Genomic DNA, 18,443 nt, shown 5'->3' with positions numbered 1-18,443 from the left:
GGGGTCCAAACGCATCAGGATCAGGCCTCGCCTTCGAGATCGTCATCCAGATCCTCGACCGGGTCTGCGGAACCACGGCGGATGGGCGGGGCAAAGTTCGACCTGCGGGTGCCTTCCAGGATGTCCTGGGGGATGTCGCCGTAGCGCTTGTACATCTCGCGCGCGTTTTCAGCCCGTGCATTGTTGGCGGCGAAGTCGTCACGCGATGCACCGGAGAATCGATGGAGCTGGGCCAGTCCAAAAAGACTGCGCAGCAGGTGAGCACCCTCGTCGATCCAGATCTCGCCATCGCGGCGGCCGATCATGGCGACGTGCTGAGCCAGCAGGATGCGGCGGACGACTTCGTCGTATTGAGTCAGTAGATGGACGCCCTTGAAGCCCAGCGGGTTGGAAATGAAGAGTGGCAGCTTCAGCGGTTGAATGGAGAGGTTCTCACCGATTTCGAGCGCCTTGGGCAACTGGGCCATCACTTCATCCAGGCGGCTGTCGATGGCCTTCAGGGCATCGTCCACTTCCTGAATCTTCTCTTCGATCCTGATCATCCACCAGTCCGAGTATGGGTCGTCCTGGGCCGCTCCACGGTCGATCTGGTTGATCTTGAGGCAGAAGCCCGCCAGCCCGAGGATGCTGTGTTTGTCATCGGTCTTCTGGCGGCCCAGCCAGATTCGGGCAGCATGGTGGGTGTGGAGAGTCAGCTGGACCTGGCTCCTGAGGGAGCCGATGTTGAGCTGATAGTTGTCAGCCATGGACATGGTTTCCTTATATAAGGTGGGTGAACGATGTCCATGCTGCTTTTAGGCTGTTGGGCGCGCAGTAATAAATGAAGAACCCGGGGTGCTGGATTTGTCATAGTCGGCGCACACCATCCTGGTGTTGCGGGCCGCAACACTCCCAGGTGGTGCCGGTGACAACACTCGATCGGGCTCACGGCGGTGCCGGTGCCGGTGAATGATGCGGGCCGCATCACTGTCAGGTGGTTCCAGTGGAACCACTCGACCTGGCTCGCGCCGGTGCCGGTGCCAGTGAATGATGCGGGCCGCATCACTATCAGGGGATTCTGGTGGAACCACTCGACCCGGCCTCGGCGCCGGTGTCGAATCAGGTGAGTGATGCGGGCCGCATCACTATCAGGCGATTCCAGTGGAATCACTCGACCTGGCTCACGGCGGTGCCGGTGCCGGTGAATGATGCGGGCCGCATCACTGTCAGGTGGTTCCAGTGGAACCACTCGACCTGGCTCGCGCCGGTGTCGGTGCCAGTGAATGATGCGGGCCTCACTATCAGGGGATTCCGGTGGAACCACTCGACCTGGCTCGCGCCGGTGTCGATGCCGGTGAATGATGCGGGCCGCATCACTCGACTAATGGTCCATGGGTTATTAATCAATGAGTTAGAATCACAAATGCGCTCCAGCCTGCGGCGGAGATGAACGGACCAAATGGAATTCTTGCGTCGGTAGATCGCTTTCCCAGGAGTATGAGAAGCATTGCGGCTAGACCTGCACCTAGCAGAGAGCAAACTACAGTCCAGCCAAGTACCTGTAGGCCACCCCACGCACCCATCAATGCCAACAGCTTAATGTCGCCTCTACCGATGCTTTCTCGGCCAGTGATTAGTCCGGTTAGTTGACTCACAGACCAGAAGAAGCCAAAGCCAACGACACACCCCCAAAGAGCGTCCTGCAGTACCGTGAACAGTCCGAAGGAGTTGAGGACTAAGCCGGCCCAGAGTCCTGGTATTACCAGCGAATCCGGCAGTAGGTGGTGCTCACTGTCGATCAAGCTCAAAGCCAGAAGCATCCAGGTAAACAGCAGGGCACAGAAGGCCTGCATAGTTGGCCCAAAATGCATTGTCACCACGAGTGACAACGCAGCGCAGCTAATCTGCGCGGTCCAGATTACTCGCGAAGGGGTTCTGGCCGGTTGAAGGTCGGAATGTTTCTCTGAATCCAGCCCCAGCAGTTCCCGTGCATCCCGCTGCCATTGGCGCTTGAGGAGTGCAGGTAGGCAGCAAGCGCCCCAGGTACAAACGCGGCCCGCCAGCATACCAATCACAACAGAGGCAAATCCCAGGGTGATCGTAGAACCCATCCAATCACTCATCGGTGGGCTCCACGCGGCGTCGAGGGTCAAGCAGGGCCTGCAGCGAGGTCAGCGCGGAATTTGCTGTCTGCATCGCAGTCGCTGTCGGTGCCGGCTTGGGAACGGCGGGCTGAGTGGGCCGTGCTACCACGCTGGCCGCTGGCGATGACGTCGGAGTTGCAGCAGGCGCTGTAGGGCTCCACTCTGCGTTGAAGTCACCCCGTATGGCCTTGCCTGCAAGGCTCGTCAGGTACGCGAGGGGCTTGGCGACACTCCCGCTAGTACAGCGATGCTTCCACTGGTTGATCACCGCCTCTCGGAGATTCTCCGGTACCGGCCCCATGATCTCACGTGCCTTCACACGGTCCTCTGGCTTGAGGAGATCTAGGGCAAGTAACCAGTTCACACCTGCACTCTCGCGCGGTTGTACAGAGCTTTTAGATACAGACTTGTCTGTATTTGTATACGTACTAGCTGAGTTCGGAATCCGAACTGAGGGTGAACTCAGTGGTTTCAGGCTGAGTTCGGAATCCGAACTGAGGGGGAGGGCCCCCTGTTTCGCTGAGTTCGTACTGAGTTCGGATTCCGAACTCAGTCCATCCACGGCTAAGTCTTGCTGAGTTCGGATTCCGAACTCAGGCGCAGGCAGTGCATTTTGTTTGGTTTCAACTGCCCAGGTCTGGGCGTTCAGTCGATCGCTAATCGTGTCAATGCGCGAGGGAAGTCGTCGCCCAACGTCTGGATCGCTGGTGAATTCTCTCCAGGTAATTGCCGCGATGTCCTTGATCGCTTTGTTCTGATGCTCCATGGATTGCATCAGCAAGGTCATGTAGTCCTTGTCGAACTCCAGGGCCTCCGCCGGCGTGACAGGCTCGTCGTGTAGGAGGTAGACGTTCCCCTGAACCTGGCCGTTGATCTCATTCCGCACCGTCCGGCCCAGGCTTAACCAGCGGGTCAGACGGAGCACCGTCAAGGCTTTTGCCACGGTTTCTCTAGAGGCGTGTTTACCTGGATTCATGCCGAGGTAGGGCCGCAGTTGGTCATAGGTGGGGAAAGCCGTGATTCCATCTTCATTGACCAGCAGTCGAAAGACTTGCCAGCAATTGCGTTCCAAGGGGGTCAACCGATTGTCGAGTAGGAGTTTACGCGGGACCGTTTCATGCGGATTTCCGCTGAAAATTATCCCGGAGTAGGGTGTAGCAGGCGCTGCAGTAGGGGCGGTGTCCTCAGCTCTCTTCTTCTGCACATGGGCCTCGAGTTGCCCCGAGGCCGAATCTAGGAGCGTGGAAATCGGGAACCGTGTGAGCTTCATCTTCTCTGATCGCCTTCTCCAGGATGGATAGAGGCGGTGCCGCTTTCATCGACATGACGTAGGCCGCCCTCATCCAAAAGGGTGAGCTGTCGTCGCTCAGTGACTCGGGAGCGTTCAGTGCTGCCTGGATACAAGCCTTGTTCGACCCACTGAGTGATCCGTGACCAGATCTGCGCAAGCGTGAGACCGTCCGTGCTCAGCTCCTCGGCAACCAGCATGGCCACGTCGAGCATGGCCAAGCTGTCCTCGAGCTCGACGCGGTGCTCATCCATCAACTTGGTCCAGCGATGCCAAATATGGTGATCCTGATCTTCAGAGAGCTCTGGCCATCGACCGCGTGGGGCACGCACCCCAATGACGGTACGCTGCAAGGCTATCTCTTGAGGTGTGAGCCCGAAGAACTTGCCGAGCAAGCTGGTCGTGGCCCCCAGCCGGATCGCGCGCTCGATAAGCCGAGTTTCCTCTTCTGTACGCGCGGCGCCGGTCAGCAGCTTGAGGATCATTGAGCTGTTGATTGACACGTTGACCCATGAAACAGGGGTATTGCGGAGCAAACTGAGGACTGTTGGGTGCTGGATCTGGCCCAGCACCTCTGGTTCAACTCCCATCTCTACACAGCGCTGAAGTTGACCGTTACGCATGAGGTCAAGCAGCTGTGAGAGAACCGCTTCGTTAAGTGTTGACTTGGACATTGAGACTCCCTCCCATTCATCTCATCGAGTGTTCAGTTGTCCTGGACTGGCGAGGACCGTTTGAACTCTTCGATTTCCAAGTCGATCAGGCGTCGAGCCAGCCGAATGATGCGGAATAACTTGACCAGCGCACCGTCACTCAAACGACCTTCGTCACCTGGTGCCTGCTCAGCACCCAGAGGTTGGCCCAGCAGCAGTTGGCCCAGGCCGGCAGCAAACTCAAATTCGCCCAATGCACTGGCAGGGTTTGGTTGCTCGTTCAGCATCTTGAGTGCGATAGCCATCGCACCGCTCAATGACTGAAGCAGTGTCAGCGTATGTTGAGCTGTTGCAGTGACTTCAACTTCGGTCTCCGGCTGTTTGTACTTGAACCCGATCCCTCCATCGATTACCTGGATATCGCCAGGGCCGTTGACAGATTCGAGGATCTCCACGGCCAGTTGGGCTACCTGGTTGCGCAACTCGCCAGGTTGGTCAATCTGACGCTCGATGTACCAGAGGTCGGTAATGGGGTGCAGTCCGCCGGCTTGCACGGGGATGGCGACCAGGCAGTTCGAGTTGAAATCGGGCAGCGTTTCCCCGCTGAGGGCGGCAACCTTCGCTTTTGTCTCGATCACCCGCTGGCTGAGGTTCGTTGGGGACGCGATATGCCCTGCAATCCGTTCCTGCTCTTGCTCTGGTGTGAGCGAAGCTCCCGGCATTGGAGCAGCTGGCTGGTGGGGAGGCTGAGAAGGCTTCGGCGAACTCCCAGTAGCTTCAGGTAGCTGTTGCGATGCCGGTACCGGTACCGGTGAAGCTGTACCAGTACCCAAAAGACTGGCGGGATGATTACTGGACTTGCCGGTACTCGGCACTTCTACCACTGGCGTTGAGCGACGGAGCTTATCCTGCTGCTGGGTAATCTCCAGCAGAATGTCCTCGTAGCCGAGCTGCAGCGATTTTTTCATCGTGCCGATGAGCTCGTCCTGGAAGCGCTGGAACAGGAATTCTTCCGCTTCTCCCTCGAACTGGGCAAGGACGTCCTGGAACAGCATTTCGAAGTCAACGCCTTCATTGCTGTAATGCTTGTCCCAGCAAGCCAATGCAGATTTTCTCAGCGCGATTATTTTCGTGATCCGGTCGATACCGAGACCGGAGTAGAGCAAACCAGGCACTGCAGGCAGCAAAAATTGCAGGGTATCCAGCATCCTGCTGATATGGGACTGAGAAATAGGGTACCCATCTTTAGATAGGCGTCGAGCGAGCTCGCGCTGGGAAATGGTCTCGCCGCTTTCCTCCTCATAAAGCGCCTTCGCTCGACCCACCGCGACAGCTCTCTCGATGAATTTGAGCTCACCTTTGAGATCCTCGGCCAGGTGACCGGTGAGCATCACGATCTCGCCTCGGATCTGATCCCATGGGCGGAACAGAACATTAATCCTCTGAAACCTTTCGTCGCCAGTTTCCTGGAACAGCTCCTTCAGAATTGTGATTCGCGTGTTCCCACCGTTGCGGATCCGGTATTTTTCCTCTCCAGGTCTGCGTGTTACAGGCGGAGGGGTGTCGAGGCCACGGTGGCGGATCGACTCCTTGAGTTCATCGTATCGTGGGTTGCGAGTGGTACGAGGGTTATCCTCCCAAGGGAGGACCTGCTCGACAGTCAGCACCAATGGGGTGTCCGCGATAGGGTCACTCATGGCCGCGGTGGTGCCTGTAGGGGTGAAGCCTGGAGCGAGAAGCTTGGCTTTGAGGTCTGTAGCGGCCATCTCAAGCTCCTACCGCAGCAACGTGCGGGTGAGCCAGAGGAGAGTGGCGAACCAGGTGCAGCACTTCCTGAATGTCGTCTTGAGTTGGAACAGCATTTTGCAACAGGCGATCGATGATCCGGTATGCGCGGGTCAGCTCGGATCTCAACTCCTCTGCGTTGGCGCCGTCGCCCTGGGCTTTCTGCGCCGGCTCAAATTGACCGTTGAGTAGCGATTGCTCGAGGCGATCGATGATTTCGCTGTTCATGGAACGATGGTTCTTGCGGGCGACTTCTGCCACTTGTTCACGCATGCCATTCGGCAGGCGAACCACGAACTTGTCAGCGGTACGGGAATTGGTTGCGTTCATGGTGGTTCTCCTTACTGGCGGCGTTTGAGTTGGTCGGTGAGCTGAGTGGGCAGGTTCTTGATCGTCAGCGAGCCGGTGTCGGCGTCGTAGGTGACGTTGGAACCGAGCAGGTGCGCCTCAAAGCTGATCGACAGACCTTCGGCGCGGCCGGTGAAACGGCGGAACTGGTTGAGTGTGCGCTTATCGGCCGGGATCTCAGGGGATAGGCCGTAGTCGCTATTGCGGATGTGGTCGTAAAACGCCTGAGGGCGGTCTTCATCGAGAGTCTGGGACAGCTCTTGAAGAGAGAGGGGCTGCCCCAGCTTCGTTTGGGTGGTGGCATAGTCGAGCAGCGCGTGGGTTTTCTCCCGGGCGCTTTCTTCTGGGAGATCCTCTTTCTCGACGTAGTCGGTGAATGCCTTGAGAAGCGTGCGGGTTTCACCTGGCCCGTCGACGCCTTCTTGGCACCCGATGAAGTCGCGGAAGTAGTCCGAACTCTTCCTGCCGTTTTTGCCTTTAACGAAGGAAATGTACTGCTTCGAGTTAGGGTTGTTGCGCCACTCGCTCAGGTTGATCCGGGCCGCGCAGGAGAAGTTGCTGGTGTCCAGGTAGCGAGAGGCTACAACATTAAGATCACCGTCCAGGCTGACGGTTTCGACCTGCTGGAGGACAGCGATCATCAAGTACTCAGTCAAGCCTTGTTGGTAATGGCTGAAGAACACGTGGCCACCGGTGGACAGGTTGACCTCTTCAAGCAGTTTCTGCAGGTGTTCGACAGACACACGGCTGAAGCTGGTGAAGTCTTGCTGCTCCTCCAGGTACTGTTTCAGCCAACCGCTGAATGGGTACGCACCCGACTCCCCATGGAAGAAGCCCCACGCTTTGCCTTGCTTGGCGTTGTAGCTGTCGTTCAGGTCGCCCTGGAGACTCACGATAGCATCGGACGGTGGGAGCTCAGTGTCACGGGCATGAAGGACGGCGGGGCTGCCGTCGGGCTGCTTGTCGAGCTGGTGAATAATTACGTGTCGGATCGGCATTATTGAATCCCCCGCGAGGAGCTGTTTTGGACTTCCGCACGTCGAAGCAACGCCCGGGTGTTGCGCTCGGAACGGTGGTCGCTAGGTGTGCAGGAAGTGAAAATCGGTGCGAAGCCGGACTTGCTGAACTTCAGGTGGCCGCTATTGGACCTGGAGAGAGTCCAGCCCTCGGAGAGGGCAAACTCAGCAAGCCGGCGGACACTGTCGTGGGCGCCGCGAAGAAGGTTACGCATTGGATCCGGCCTCCTTCGGGCAAAGTGCATCACCCGCTTGGATGGCCACGATTTCCGGGGTGCAGCCCGGATATTGGGTGGCCAGGTCGGTGAGGAACTCACGTGCAGTCTCGCGCGATCCAGGAATCCGGAAGACCACGGTGCAGTGATGAGCCTCGTCCACGGAGCTGGTCAGATGGGGGGTTACTGCAACCTTCAGACCGCAGCTCAGGAGGTGCCTTGGTACCCATACTGACCAGAAGTAATTGGTCAGCAGGGCTGGTTGGCCAAGGAGGGTCGCTGCCAGCGTTCCAGCATCATGGCTTTCCAGCTCGACGTACTGCAGCTGTGCAAGCTCTTGCAGAGCCTCATTCAGCTCAACAGGCACCGTGGTTTCACCGAACTGGGTGAGCCGTGAGACAACCTGGCTGAGAGCATCCAGCCAAACCGCGTTTACGCCAGACTGGTGCGCGAATGCCAAGGCCGATTGGTCGGTGTTTGCGATTGCAGGGATCGAAGGGTAGATCTGCTCAGCCTGCATTGGGCACCTCCGAGAGAGGAACGGGGTCATAGCTGCCGCAGACCGGGCATACCAGAACCTCTGCCTCACCTTCAGGGGTATGCTCAGCAGGATGCACCTGCCGTACCTGATGAAGCGCGAAGTGCCGGCCACAGTTAAGGCAGCCATGCGTAATCAGATGGGATTCTGTGAGCGTCATGCGGCAGCTCCTTGCCAATGGTCAGCAGTGAGGTTTGCGAAGCGAGTTTGGTTGGCGATAAAGGCTGCGCGTACATAGCCCGTAGGCCCTTGGCGTTGTTTGCCGATAATCAGCTCGGCAATCCCCTTGAACTCGGTGTTTTCGTTGTACACCTCGTCTCGGTACACGAAGAGGATGATGTCGGCGTCTTGCTCGATCGCTCCGCTGTCGCGCAGATCGGCGTTGACTGGTCGTTTGTTCTGACGTTGCTCCAGAGCCCGGTTGAGCTGAGAAAGAGCTACGAAGGGGCAGTTGAATTCCTTCGCGATTCCCTTGAGGGAACGAGATATCTCGCTGATCTCATTGGCCCGGTTCTCTTGCCCAGGGCAGCGCATGAGTTGCAGGTAATCCGCCATGATCAAGCAGGGCCTCCCAAAGCGCCGGCTAGCGCGTCGAACCTTGGCGCGCATCGCAGCAGGAGTGAGGTTTGCACTGTCATCGATGACCAGACGGTTGCCGTATGCGCTCATGCGATGCACGGCGGCGGAGAGTTTGGGCCAGTCCTCGTCCTGCAACTGACCGGACAGGAGCCTGCTCAGGTCGATGTGGCCCAAAATTGCCAGCATTCGGTAGATGAGGGCCTCGGTAGGCATCTCCATGCTGAAAACCAGCACGATCTCGTCAGGCTTACTGTTCAGCGCGGCATCTACGATGCTCAAGCAGAACGAGGTCTTGCCCATGGATGGGCGCGCGCCGACGATGATCAGGTCTGCTGGCTGCAGGCCGCGCGTCATTTCATCGAGATCGGTGATGCCTGTTGGCACCCCCGTTACGGTCACATGACCGTTGAAATTCGCGTCGATCTTGTCGACGACAGAGAGCAGTGCCTCGTTCATGTTGGCGAATTCACGTACAACGCGACCTTCGCCCAGCGCGAACAGCTTCTGCTCGAGCGTGTCCTGAACCTCCGCCGCGTCAGCAGCAAGTTCAGCTGCATCCCGTGTCCCCTGGAAACACAGGGACATGATGCGACGAAGGTGTGCGCGATTACGCACGATCTCCGCATACGATTGGATATTCGCTACAGACGGGGTGTTCTTGGCCAGCTCTGCCAGGTAGGAAAGTCCTCCAACCTCCTCGGGGACGGCCATCTGCTCGAAAATCGTGACCACGTCGAAAGGGCTGTTTTTCTCTGACAGTTCTTGGATAGCGGTGAAAATCAGCCTGTGTTCGCCCCGAAAGAAGTCATCTGCCTGCAGTAGGTCACCGACGAGATCCCAGGCTTCGTTGTCCAGCATCAGCCCGCCCAGGACGCCCTGTTCGGCCTCCATGGAGTGAGGAGGTGAATAGCTCAGGTCGGTCATCTGGCACCCCCGTGGGAAATGCCAGGCTGTTCGGTGCGGCCAACTCCGTGGTGGAGCTGAGCATGCCGGCCTTGCCGAATACCTGCGTACAGAGAGCTACGATCGTGGCCTTTGGCTTCGCTTGGCGTGATGTCGCTTTGCTTCAAGTCAGGGTGATGCACGGTCAAGTAGGCCGTGATCTCAGCCTTGATCTCCGGAGCCAGGTCACCCGCGAACTCTCGAACTTTGTAGGCCACTGCTCCAATCCAACCCTCCGCAAACAGTTGGCCGCGGCGTCGTTTGGTCTTCAGCTGGCACCGTTTCTGCTGCGAGACATGCTCGCGACGTGCTTTCTGTAACTGCAGGACGAGGCTGCTGTAGGCATAGGCAGCCAGATCCGGACCGATACCCTTGCCCAGGAACTTGAAGCAGTAACCCTTCAATGGGTGGTAGTAAGAGAGGTGGCTGCAGTCGAATGCGGCTGCACATGTTCCGGCGAGGGCATGCAACCAATCCGCTGGGGATCGACGTGTGCCCGTGGGGATGCTTGCTTCAAGAACTTGGCTGGCCCGCAGTTCGTCTGCGTCGATGTTGTACTGGGCCATGAGCGAGCGGGCCTGGCGCAATGCGATTGCTGCCTCGTTCGTGTTTGCCCCTGGGCTGTTGGCCAAGGCCATCAGCTTGGTGACTTTGTCGAGGATCTTCTGCTTGTCCATCAGGAGCCCTCCCCAAGTTGGCGAGGTTGTCCACGCATAGCTGATGCGATCAGCACCAGGAGATTCAGCGTCCCGACCGTGCCGAGCGCATAGGCCGAGTAGACCGAACCCTGCAGAGCGATTTCGGCGAGCGGGGCTTTGAAGATCGAACCCAAGCCATAGGCGGTCGCCAGTGCCACAGAGCAGTTCATGAGGTACAGGCAAAGCGTGCCAGCGAACTGGGAAATAGAGGCAGGATTCATCATGCAGCCTCCGCGCGATGAGCCTTCGAAGCCGCTAAGGCCGCTTTGTAACTGGCCTTGGCGTCTTTCTTGGTCTTGCACCACTCGCCCGTAGCACGGCTTGAGCTCATGCGACAGCCGGACTCTATAGAGATCAGGCTGCCCACTTCGCTGTAGCCGAATGACTTACAACGATGCTCAATCGTGGGTTTTTCGATCCCGAGCCATTCGTGAAACTCAAGCCCGCTGTCTGCATCCAGAAACTCGTCATACCGAGTGAGTTTTGGTAGCGGAGGGAGGCTGGTCTCTGCGAAGTGCTGGCCCTGACTCGTAGCGCGATAAACAACTTCATCCTGGGGACAAAAAGCTGGAGGCTTTCCGCACGACATGAGCCCTGCTGCGACGAGCACGTCGAGCTGTCGTGCATCGCTGCAACCTGGGCTTGTGAGAAAGTAATTGCGGCTAACTGTGCGCCGGTGTCTGTTTTCGGCGGACAGACCCAAGGTGTGCCAGAGAAGGTCGAGCTGCTGTTGGCTGACGTTGTTCATGCTTGGCCCTCCTGCTTCGCCCCATCGGGGGAGAGAGCCTCTTTCCACAGGCGCAGGGTCTCGCGTTCGTCTGCTGTCAAGGCAGCCAGGCCAACAGCTTCGGCCACTTTCTCCTGCAGGAGTCGCAGACGTTCCTCAACCGACGAACCATCGTCATAAGCAAGGTGGCTGGTCAGGTCGCTGATCATGAAGTAACGGAGTGTTTGGATATTCCCGACCCGGTGTTGCTCAGGTGAGGCCCCGTAGAGTCGATCAGGCGTCTTCAGATCGCTCCTGACGTAGAGGTTGAATTCAGATGGGTTGTAGGAGGTATGGAACTGTCGTGCACGATTCAGGATGAGTGCAGCCTTGATCGTCTCGAGCCGTTCTTCATGGGTTTCGGTGGGCAAGGGGAATGTACGCGCAACGAGCTGCTTCGCCAGTGCATCACGGGCATCTTGCCGGCGTTTCGTGTCCTTCTCGGTCCGAACAAGTTTTTCCTTGGCATGAGTAACGTTGTTGCCGATGGATTCAACCAGGCGCGATGCGTCGAGCAGAAGCTGCCGTTGAGCATCGGTCAGGTGCTCTCCGAGTTTTCCGAGTAGCCCAGACTCTTTATTCCAGTGATACCCGAACTTGCGCAGATCACCTGCGATGGAGGTGAGCCGGGTTTGGACGCTGCGAAGGTCCTTGGCGGAGTGCGTTCTCCCGAGTTGCAGAACCAGTTCGGTAGTGATGTCGCTGGCATCGGTGATGACGATGGGTCTCTTGGCCATCTCAGCGCCCTTCTTTGACGATTTGGGCTACACGCTCTTCGGTCATTGCCTCGAAGCGGTCCGTCCACTCAGGGAAGGCCTCGATCGCCAAGCTGCGGATGATGTTCAGCGCCGCCGGCGACTTACGGTTCGAAGGTTGACGATATTCAAGCCGATGCGCCGGCACGCCTTGGCTCGCGGCTTTCTTGAAGATGACGGCATCTGGAATGATCGATTGCAGGACGGTGTAGTCTGGGTTCCCGTCGAAGATTTCACGGACGGTGCGGTGGATCTCGCGCGCGTCAGCAGTTTCATCCAGGCCGTTGATGATGATGTTGATGTGGGGAATGGTGAGGCCGAGACGAGCGTAACTGCGCAGGCCATCCATCATATGGATGGTTCCACGGCTGAATTCGCGCGCGGCCAACATGTTCGGGGGGAGGGGGGAGAGGATGATATCAGATGCAAGAACGACCATCTCCAGCATCGCAGAGCGGGCGCCCTGGGTGTCAAAGAGGATGAGATCGTAATCGGCATCGAAAGCCGACATCAGGTTGGCTAGTCGCAGTCTGCCATCAGGCGCCTGCAGTATGAGGTTGTTGAGCTGGTTGTTGGCATCGTTCGAAATGATGACGTCGAGATTCTTGATCGACGTGCGGGAGATGATCTTGGCCGGGTCGGTCTCGTTGTACGACAGCAGCTCGAAAATGCCGCCCGGGGCAGTGTACTCCAGGGGGAAATAGGAGGATGCGGAAGGCTGGACGGGGTCCAGATCGATGAGGAGGGTGCGCAACCCAGCGTCTGCTGTGAATGCCCCCAGATTGGTGGAGCCGGTGGATTTACCGGTGCCGCCTTTGGTGGAAACCTTACCTGCTCGTTTTGCTTTCTTCGGATGTGTCATTGCCATGCCTCTAATGTGGATTTCATTAGAGGCTGCGTGCCTAGGCGCGGAATGGTGCTGAAAACCCCTCCCTAGGTGGAATTATCGGCCTAGATCCCAATTGTCTTTTAACCAATTGGTCGTAGGTTCGAATCCTACACGACCCACCATATTCTCAACCGTTCCAGTCTGGAATGGTTGATACGAAAAACCCGCCTATAGGCGGGTTTTTTCGTTTCCAGGCCAAATAAGCAAGGACTTGGCGCTTTTTGAGCTTACACGCTCTATTGCGCGTTGCCGCGGAACCCGTTCCTCACTCACTTTCCCTCTGCCCCCAGCCAGGAGCCATGGCGCAGTGGCTCATTGCAATTATCTTTTCAAACTCTACAACTATTTGCAGCGCTAAATGTCATTCTTTGCAGGTCGGCTGTTCATGGGGATGCCGGCCTAACCGCATAGGAGCGAACACACATGGCAGCACTGCACGGCAGCACATTGGAAGCCATCAAGCACAACCAGGCGCAGTTGTTGGAGCAATGGACGGCAGCGCTTGAGGCCAATGGCGCTACCCGCAATATCAAGGAACAGACCCTGTTGCAGGAAACCCGCGATTTCCTGCAACTGCTGGTCGATGTCTTGCAGACAGGCAGTGGCAATGACATCGCCATCAGCGACTGGGATGAAACCCGCCGGTTCCTGGAAAAACTCTCGGCCAGCCGCGCCCAACTGGGGCACGACTCGCACCAGGCGGTGTATTTCATCTTCGCCCTCAAGGGGCCGCTGTTCAGCCTGCTGCAAACGCATTTCGGCGACGACCCGGCTCGCTTGGCCGAGCAATTGTGGTTGATCTCCGAGCTGGTCGACACTTTAGGGATGCACACCATCCGCACCTATCAAAAGACCCGCGAAGCGGTTATCAAGCGCCAGCAGGAAGAGCTGCTGGAGTTGTCCACTCCGGTGGTCAAGCTGTGGGATGGCGTGCTGGCCCTGCCGCTGATCGGCACGCTCGATTCGCAGCGTAGCCAGACGGTGATGGAGTCGTTGTTGCAACGTATCGTCGACACCGGCTCGGAAATCGCCATCATCGACATCACCGGTGTGCCGACTGTCGATACCCTGGTCGCCCAGCATCTGCTCAAGACCGTCACCGCCATCCGGCTGATGGGCGCCGACTGCATCATCAGCGGGGTGCGCCCGCAGATCGCGCAGACCATCGTGCACCTGGGGTTGGACCTGGGCACCCTGACTACCAAGGCTAACCTCGCTGATGCGCTGAAGCTCGCGCTCAAGCGCCTGGGTGTGAACCTGGGCGAGCAGGCCTGAGCCCATGGACCGTATCCCGATTCTGCGGATGGGCGAGTTTCTGCTCGTGACCATCCAGGTCGACATGCATGACAAGCTGGCCATGTGCTTGCAAGACGACCTTACCGACCGCATCAGCGCCACCTCCGCCAGGGGCGTGTTGCTCGACATCTCGGCGCTGGACATGGTCGACTCGTTCATTGGCCGGATGATCGCTGACATCGCCAGCCTGTCGCGGCTGATGGATGCCCAGGTGATGGTGGTGGGCATGCAGCCGGCCGTGGCCATTACCCTGGTGGAACTGGGCTTGACCCTGCCTGGGGTGAGCACGGCACTGGATGTGGAGCGAGGCATGCAGCGGCTCAGCCAGCACGTGAGGCACCCATGAGCGGCGAGCACAGTGGCAGCCTGCCGGTACGCATCGAGCAGGACGTGGTACTGGCCCGGCAGTTGGCGCGCAAACTGGCCAGCGATTGCGGCATGCGCCTCGTGGACCTGACCAAGCTGGTCACCGCTGTCAGCGAGCTGGCGCGCAACACCGTGATCTATGGCGGCGGGGGCGACATGGATTGGCAGGTGCTCGAGGAAGCGGGTCGCACCGGAGTGCGCTTGTTGTTCCGTGACGAAGGGCCGGGTATCGCCGACCTGAAGCTGGCCCTGACCGATGGCTGGACCTCCGGCAATGGCCTGGGCCTGGGCCTGACTGGCGCTCGCCGTCTGGTGGACGAGTTCGAGCTCGACAGCGTGCCAGGCGAGGGCACGCGGGTGACGATCACGCGATGGATATGAATATTTCTGCCAGCAGGACGCTGGTCTTGCCCTTGGAAGAGGGCACCCAGATCGGCCACGCCCGGCGCACCGCACAGCGCCTGGCCGAGCAACAAGGCTTCGACAGCGAGGACGCCGGCCGTGTGGCGTTGCTGGCTACCGAGCTGGCCAGCAACGTGCTCAAGCACGCCGGAGCGGGTGCATTGCACTTGCGCAGCGTGCCCGGTGCCAACGGCCTGGGCATCGAGTTGCTGGCAGTGGACCGGGCCCAAGGGTTCGATGCCCAGACATGCCTCGTCGATGGCTACTCCACCGGTGGTACACAGGGCATCGGCCTGGGCGCGGTGGCACGTATGGCCAAGGTGTTCGACATGCACACCGACGCCCGCGGCTCGGTAATCATGGCCCGCGTGTACCAACGCGCTGCCGAAAGTCGTGACCTGCGCATCGGCGTCAGCCATCACGCGCTGCATGACGACCCGGCTTGCGGCGACACCTGGCACGTCGCGCTCACCCACGGGCGTCTCAGCGCCTTGCTGGTCGACGGCCTGGGGCATGGCCCGGATGCCGAGGAGGCGGCCCAGAGCGCGGCAGCGGCATTCGCCGAGGATGCCTTTCTCGACCCACTTTTGCTGATCGAGCGGCTGCACCTGGCGATGTGCAGCACCCGGGGCGGCGCGGTTGCCATCGCACAGCACGATCAGCACAGCGGCCATATTGCCTTCTCTGGCATCGGCAACATCGGCGCCAGTCTGGTGGCGCCGACCCGCATGCGCGGCATGCCCTCGCTTCCAGGTATCGTCGGCGGGCAATACCGCAAAGCCCAGGTCTTCGACTACGCTGACGTGACGGGCAACCTGCTGATCCTCTACAGCGACGGCCTGCAGTCGCGCTGGAATCTACAAGACTACCCTGGGTTGGTGCATCGCCACCCGGCGGTGATTGCTGCCGTGCTGCATCGGGATTTCTGCCGGGGGCGGGACGATGTGACGGTGCTGGTGATCGACCTGGAGCCAGACCATGGCTGAGCCTACCATGCGAGACGCCGAGCAGTTCGCGCGGCTGCAGGCCGAAAACGAGGCCCTGCGCGCCGAGCTCGAAGAAACCAATCAAGGCGTGCTGGCCTTGTATGCCGAGCTGGACATCCAGGCTGAGCACTTGCGCCAGGCGTCCGACCTTAAAAGTCGCTTTCTGTCGTACATGAGTCATGAGTTCCGCACCCCGCTGGGCTCGATACTGAGCATCACCAGCCTGCTGGCCGACGAGCTGGACGGGCCGCTGTCGGAAGAGCAGCACCGCCAGGTTGCATTTGTCAGCAATGCGACCCGCGAGTTGTCGGACATGGTCGACGACCTCCTCGACCTCGCCAAGATCGAAGCCGGGCGCATCACCATCTCGCCGGCCTGGTTCGATATGTTCGACCTGTTCGCGGCGCTGCGCGGGATGTTTCGGCCGATCGTCGACGCCACGGCGGTCGACCTGATTTTCGAAGAGCCGGTGGGCCTGCCGCGCCTTTATACCGACGACAAGAAGCTTGCGCAGATCCTGCGCAACTTCATCTCCAATGCCTTGAAGTTCACTACCCGCGGTGAAGTGCGAGTGTCGGCGCAACTCGTCGATGCGCAGCACATCCGCTTCGCCGTCAGCGATACAGGCATTGGCATTGCCTCGGAGCTGCTGGACACGTTGTTCGAGGATTTCGCACAGCTCGATTCACCCTTGCAGAAACGCCTGCGTGGCACCGGCCTGGGGCTGTCGTTATGCAAGCGTTTCGTCACGCTGCTGGGCGGGGAGGTAGGCGTGCACAGCGAGCCAGGGATCGGTTCCACTTTCTTCGTGATCATTCCGCTGGCGTTGGCCCAGGAGAGTGTGGATGAAACCTGACCTGCGCCTGCTCATCGTCGATGACAACGTCGCCACCCGTTACGCCCTGCGCCGCCGCCTCGGCGCGCACGGCTACGAAGTGCTCGAAGCGGGCACCGGCGGGGAGGGGCTGGCGCTGATTCGTGACGAGCAAGTGGATGCGCTGATTCTCGACGTCAACCTCCCGGACATGAGCGGTTTCGACATTGTCCGGTTGCTGCGCGAGGACAGTCGCACGGCGCTGTTGCCGGTGATCCACGTGTCGGCGGCATCGATCCAGAGCGGCGATATCATTACTGGCCTGAACGCCGGTGCCGATGCTTATCTGATCCACCCGGTGGACCCGGACGTGCTGCTCGCCACCCTGCGCACCCTGCTGCGAGTGCGCGACACCGAGCGGGCCTTGCGCCAGAGCGAAGCGCGGTTCCAGGAAATCTTCCGGGGTGTGTCCGCCCCCATCGCCGTGCTCGATGGCGACTTGAAGGTGCACGAATGCAACCACGCCTTCGCCCACCTGGTGCAGGACAACCGCGACCCGCTGTGTCTGCACGAGTGCTTCGCCGAAGGCCAGGTCAAGGCGCTCGAGGAGTTGCGCCAGCACCTCGCGGCGGGGGAGCGCTGGAAAGGCACGCTGGGCATGCGCCTGCAGGGGCAACCGCGCGACACCGAGTGGCAACTGTCGCCGTACCAGGCGCCTGGCCTGTGTCTGGTGTTCGTCGAGGACATCACCGAACACCGTCACCGCGAGCGCTCGCACCTGGCACGCCTGGAAGATGCCAACAGCCAGTTGGCCAGGGAAGTGGCCGAGCGCGTGCGCACCGAGGCGCAACTGTTGCAGTTGCAGAAAATGGATGCCTTGGGCAGCCTCACCGGTGGCATCGCCCACGATTTCAACAACCTGCTGACCGGCATCATCACCAGCCTTGAGCTGATCCGCAAACGAGTGGCGGAAAACCGTGTGGAAAAGGTGCCGAAGTATGCCGAGGTGGCGCTGAGCTCGGCCAACAGCGCCGCCGTGCTCACCCAGCGGCTGCTGGCCTTTGCCCGCCAGCAACCGCTCGACACCCGTCCGGTGGACGTCAACCAGCACATACGCTCGCTGGAGGAACTGGTGACCCGCACGATCGGTGAGCGAGTCACCCTCACCCTGGAGCTGTCCACCCTGCCGGCCATCGCCATGGTCGATCCGGTGCAACTGGAAAGCGCGGTGCTAAACCTGGTCATCAACGCCCGCGATGCGCTGCCCAAGGGCGGGCAAATCTGGGTCAACACTTCGGCGGCCTGGTGCCACGGCGACGCCAACCTCGCCGATGGCGCCTACGTGGCCGTGACCGTGCGCGACAACGGCAGTGGAATCGAGGCCGAGTTGCTCGACAAGGTCTTCGATCCGTTCTTCACCACCAAGCCTCTCGGCCAGGGCACTGGCCTGGGCTTGTCGACCATCTACGGTTTCGCCCGACAGTCGGGTGGCCATGTGGAGCTGCGCAGTGTGGTTGGCAAGGGCACCGAGGTGACGCTGTTGCTGCCGGCCAGCGACGAGGCGGCGGTCAGCCTGGACCGCGAGGTCGGGAATGACCAGCAGGGCAATGGCGAGCACGTGTTGATCGTCGAGGACATGGCCTCGGTCCGACTGTCGGTGGCCGAGGCGCTGGGCGAGGCCGGGTACCGATGCACCTTGGCGTCGACCATCGATGAGGCGTTGCAATACCTGCAGCAGGAGGAGAGCATCGACCTGCTGTTGACCGATGTCGGACTACCGACCATGAGTGGGCGAGAGCTGGCTGACATCGCACGGTTGCATCGACCAGGGTTGCCGGTGCTGTTCATGACCGGGTACGCCGATGCGGCGCTGGACCGCCAGGCGTTCCTGGGGACAGGGATGGAAATGCTGGTGAAGCCATTCAAAATGTCGGAGTTGCTCGACAAGGTCAAGCACGCGGTAGTGCGCTTGGGCTGAGGGGCG

General features: G+C 59.7%; 21 protein-coding genes. 7 read left to right on the top strand and 14 right to left on the bottom strand.

Going from position 1 to position 18,443, the window contains the following annotated elements; genetic code table 11:
- Positions 1 to 20: 20 nt before the first annotated feature.
- Positions 21 to 746, bottom strand: coding sequence for a PFL_4669 family integrating conjugative element protein (locus K5H97_RS21810; RefSeq protein WP_023628776.1), 726 nt, complete (start codon positions 744 to 746; stop codon positions 21 to 23).
- A 314-nt stretch (positions 747 to 1,060) separates the two neighbouring features.
- On the opposite strand from K5H97_RS21810, the gene K5H97_RS21805 reads away from it, so the two are divergent.
- Positions 1,061 to 1,429 carry a hypothetical protein gene (locus K5H97_RS21805; RefSeq protein ID WP_143524245.1) on the top strand — a complete coding sequence of 123 codons (369 nt, stop codon included), beginning with the start codon at positions 1,061 to 1,063 and terminating at the stop codon, positions 1,427 to 1,429.
- Here K5H97_RS21805 and K5H97_RS30105 read toward each other — a convergent pair.
- The 13 genes from K5H97_RS30105 to K5H97_RS21740 form a co-directional block, all read right to left on the bottom strand.
- A complete protein-coding gene (locus tag K5H97_RS30105) occupies positions 1,383 to 1,799 on the bottom strand; it encodes a prepilin peptidase (protein ID WP_372340171.1) in 417 nt (138 codons plus the stop codon). The two genes, K5H97_RS21805 and K5H97_RS30105, sit on opposite strands and share 47 nt — an antisense overlap.
- 295 nt (positions 1,800 to 2,094) lie before the next feature.
- Entirely contained in the window at positions 2,095 to 3,393 is a 1,299-nt protein-coding gene (locus K5H97_RS21795) for an STY4528 family pathogenicity island replication protein (protein ID WP_023628773.1), read from the bottom strand.
- Positions 3,390 to 4,085 carry a DUF2857 domain-containing protein gene (locus tag K5H97_RS21790; protein ID WP_023628772.1) on the bottom strand — a complete coding sequence of 232 codons (696 nt, stop codon included), beginning with the start codon at positions 4,083 to 4,085 and terminating at the stop codon, positions 3,390 to 3,392. Before K5H97_RS21790 ends, K5H97_RS21795 begins: the two co-directional genes overlap by 4 nt.
- 32 nt (positions 4,086 to 4,117) lie before the next feature.
- Entirely contained in the window at positions 4,118 to 5,830 is a 1,713-nt protein-coding gene (locus K5H97_RS21785; RefSeq protein ID WP_023628771.1) for a ParB family protein, read from the bottom strand.
- 1 nt (position 5,831) lies between these two features.
- Positions 5,832 to 6,179, bottom strand: a complete 348-nt coding sequence (locus K5H97_RS21780) for an Arc family DNA-binding protein (RefSeq protein ID WP_023628770.1) — start codon at positions 6,177 to 6,179, stop codon at positions 5,832 to 5,834.
- A gap of 11 nt (positions 6,180 to 6,190) precedes the next feature.
- Positions 6,191 to 7,195, bottom strand: a complete 1,005-nt coding sequence (gene yejK, locus K5H97_RS21775) for a nucleoid-associated protein YejK (RefSeq protein WP_023628769.1) — start codon at positions 7,193 to 7,195, stop codon at positions 6,191 to 6,193.
- A gap of 225 nt (positions 7,196 to 7,420) precedes the next feature.
- Positions 7,421 to 7,948: a hypothetical protein gene (locus K5H97_RS21770; RefSeq protein WP_028692975.1), complete on the bottom strand. Its 528-nt coding sequence runs from the start codon at positions 7,946 to 7,948 to the stop codon at positions 7,421 to 7,423.
- 174 nt (positions 7,949 to 8,122) lie between these two features.
- Complete coding sequence (gene dnaB, locus K5H97_RS21765) at positions 8,123 to 9,469, bottom strand: replicative DNA helicase (RefSeq protein WP_028692976.1); 1,347 nt, start codon at positions 9,467 to 9,469, stop codon at positions 8,123 to 8,125.
- Entirely contained in the window at positions 9,466 to 10,164 is a 699-nt protein-coding gene (locus K5H97_RS21760; RefSeq protein WP_023628766.1) for a DUF2786 domain-containing protein, read from the bottom strand. Before K5H97_RS21760 ends, dnaB begins: the two co-directional genes overlap by 4 nt.
- A complete protein-coding gene (locus K5H97_RS21755; RefSeq protein ID WP_023628765.1) occupies positions 10,164 to 10,409 on the bottom strand; it encodes a hypothetical protein in 246 nt (81 codons plus the stop codon). The genes K5H97_RS21760 and K5H97_RS21755 overlap by 1 nt, the downstream gene beginning before the upstream one ends.
- Complete coding sequence (locus tag K5H97_RS21750; protein WP_023628764.1) at positions 10,406 to 10,933, bottom strand: hypothetical protein; 528 nt, start codon at positions 10,931 to 10,933, stop codon at positions 10,406 to 10,408. The genes K5H97_RS21755 and K5H97_RS21750 overlap by 4 nt, the downstream gene beginning before the upstream one ends.
- The gene (locus K5H97_RS21745; protein WP_023628763.1) at positions 10,930 to 11,688 is read right to left on the bottom strand and encodes a hypothetical protein; all 759 of its coding nucleotides are present in this window, start codon (positions 11,686 to 11,688) and stop codon (positions 10,930 to 10,932) included. The genes K5H97_RS21750 and K5H97_RS21745 overlap by 4 nt, the downstream gene beginning before the upstream one ends.
- 1 nt (position 11,689) lies before the next feature.
- On the bottom strand, positions 11,690 to 12,568 hold the full coding sequence (locus K5H97_RS21740) for a ParA family protein (RefSeq protein WP_023628762.1): 879 nt from the start codon (positions 12,566 to 12,568) through the stop codon (positions 11,690 to 11,692).
- A 450-nt stretch (positions 12,569 to 13,018) separates the two neighbouring features.
- Here K5H97_RS21740 and K5H97_RS21735 point away from each other — a divergent pair, with 450 nt between their 5' ends.
- From K5H97_RS21735 to K5H97_RS21710, 6 genes are read left to right on the top strand one after another with little or no spacing between them, the layout of a single operon-like run.
- On the top strand, positions 13,019 to 13,870 hold the full coding sequence (locus K5H97_RS21735; RefSeq protein ID WP_028692978.1) for an STAS domain-containing protein: 852 nt from the start codon (positions 13,019 to 13,021) through the stop codon (positions 13,868 to 13,870).
- 4 nt (positions 13,871 to 13,874) lie between these two features.
- On the top strand, positions 13,875 to 14,237 hold the full coding sequence (locus tag K5H97_RS21730) for an STAS domain-containing protein (protein WP_028692979.1): 363 nt from the start codon (positions 13,875 to 13,877) through the stop codon (positions 14,235 to 14,237).
- A complete protein-coding gene (locus K5H97_RS21725) occupies positions 14,234 to 14,638 on the top strand; it encodes an anti-sigma regulatory factor (RefSeq protein WP_028692980.1) in 405 nt (134 codons plus the stop codon). Before K5H97_RS21730 ends, K5H97_RS21725 begins: the two co-directional genes overlap by 4 nt.
- Positions 14,635 to 15,645, top strand: a complete 1,011-nt coding sequence (locus tag K5H97_RS21720; protein WP_028692981.1) for an ATP-binding protein — start codon at positions 14,635 to 14,637, stop codon at positions 15,643 to 15,645. The genes K5H97_RS21725 and K5H97_RS21720 overlap by 4 nt, the downstream gene beginning before the upstream one ends.
- Positions 15,638 to 16,501 carry a sensor histidine kinase gene (locus tag K5H97_RS21715; protein ID WP_028692982.1) on the top strand — a complete coding sequence of 288 codons (864 nt, stop codon included), beginning with the start codon at positions 15,638 to 15,640 and terminating at the stop codon, positions 16,499 to 16,501. Before K5H97_RS21720 ends, K5H97_RS21715 begins: the two co-directional genes overlap by 8 nt.
- The gene (locus K5H97_RS21710; RefSeq protein WP_028692983.1) at positions 16,491 to 18,437 is read left to right on the top strand and encodes a response regulator; all 1,947 of its coding nucleotides are present in this window, start codon (positions 16,491 to 16,493) and stop codon (positions 18,435 to 18,437) included. The genes K5H97_RS21715 and K5H97_RS21710 overlap by 11 nt, the downstream gene beginning before the upstream one ends.
- Positions 18,438 to 18,443 lie beyond the last annotated feature (6 nt).

Source organism: Pseudomonas mosselii (genome assembly GCF_019823065.1).
Taxonomy (GTDB): Bacteria; Pseudomonadota; Gammaproteobacteria; order Pseudomonadales; family Pseudomonadaceae; genus Aquipseudomonas; species Aquipseudomonas mosselii.
This window is presented reverse-complemented; position numbering and strand designations above follow the sequence as displayed.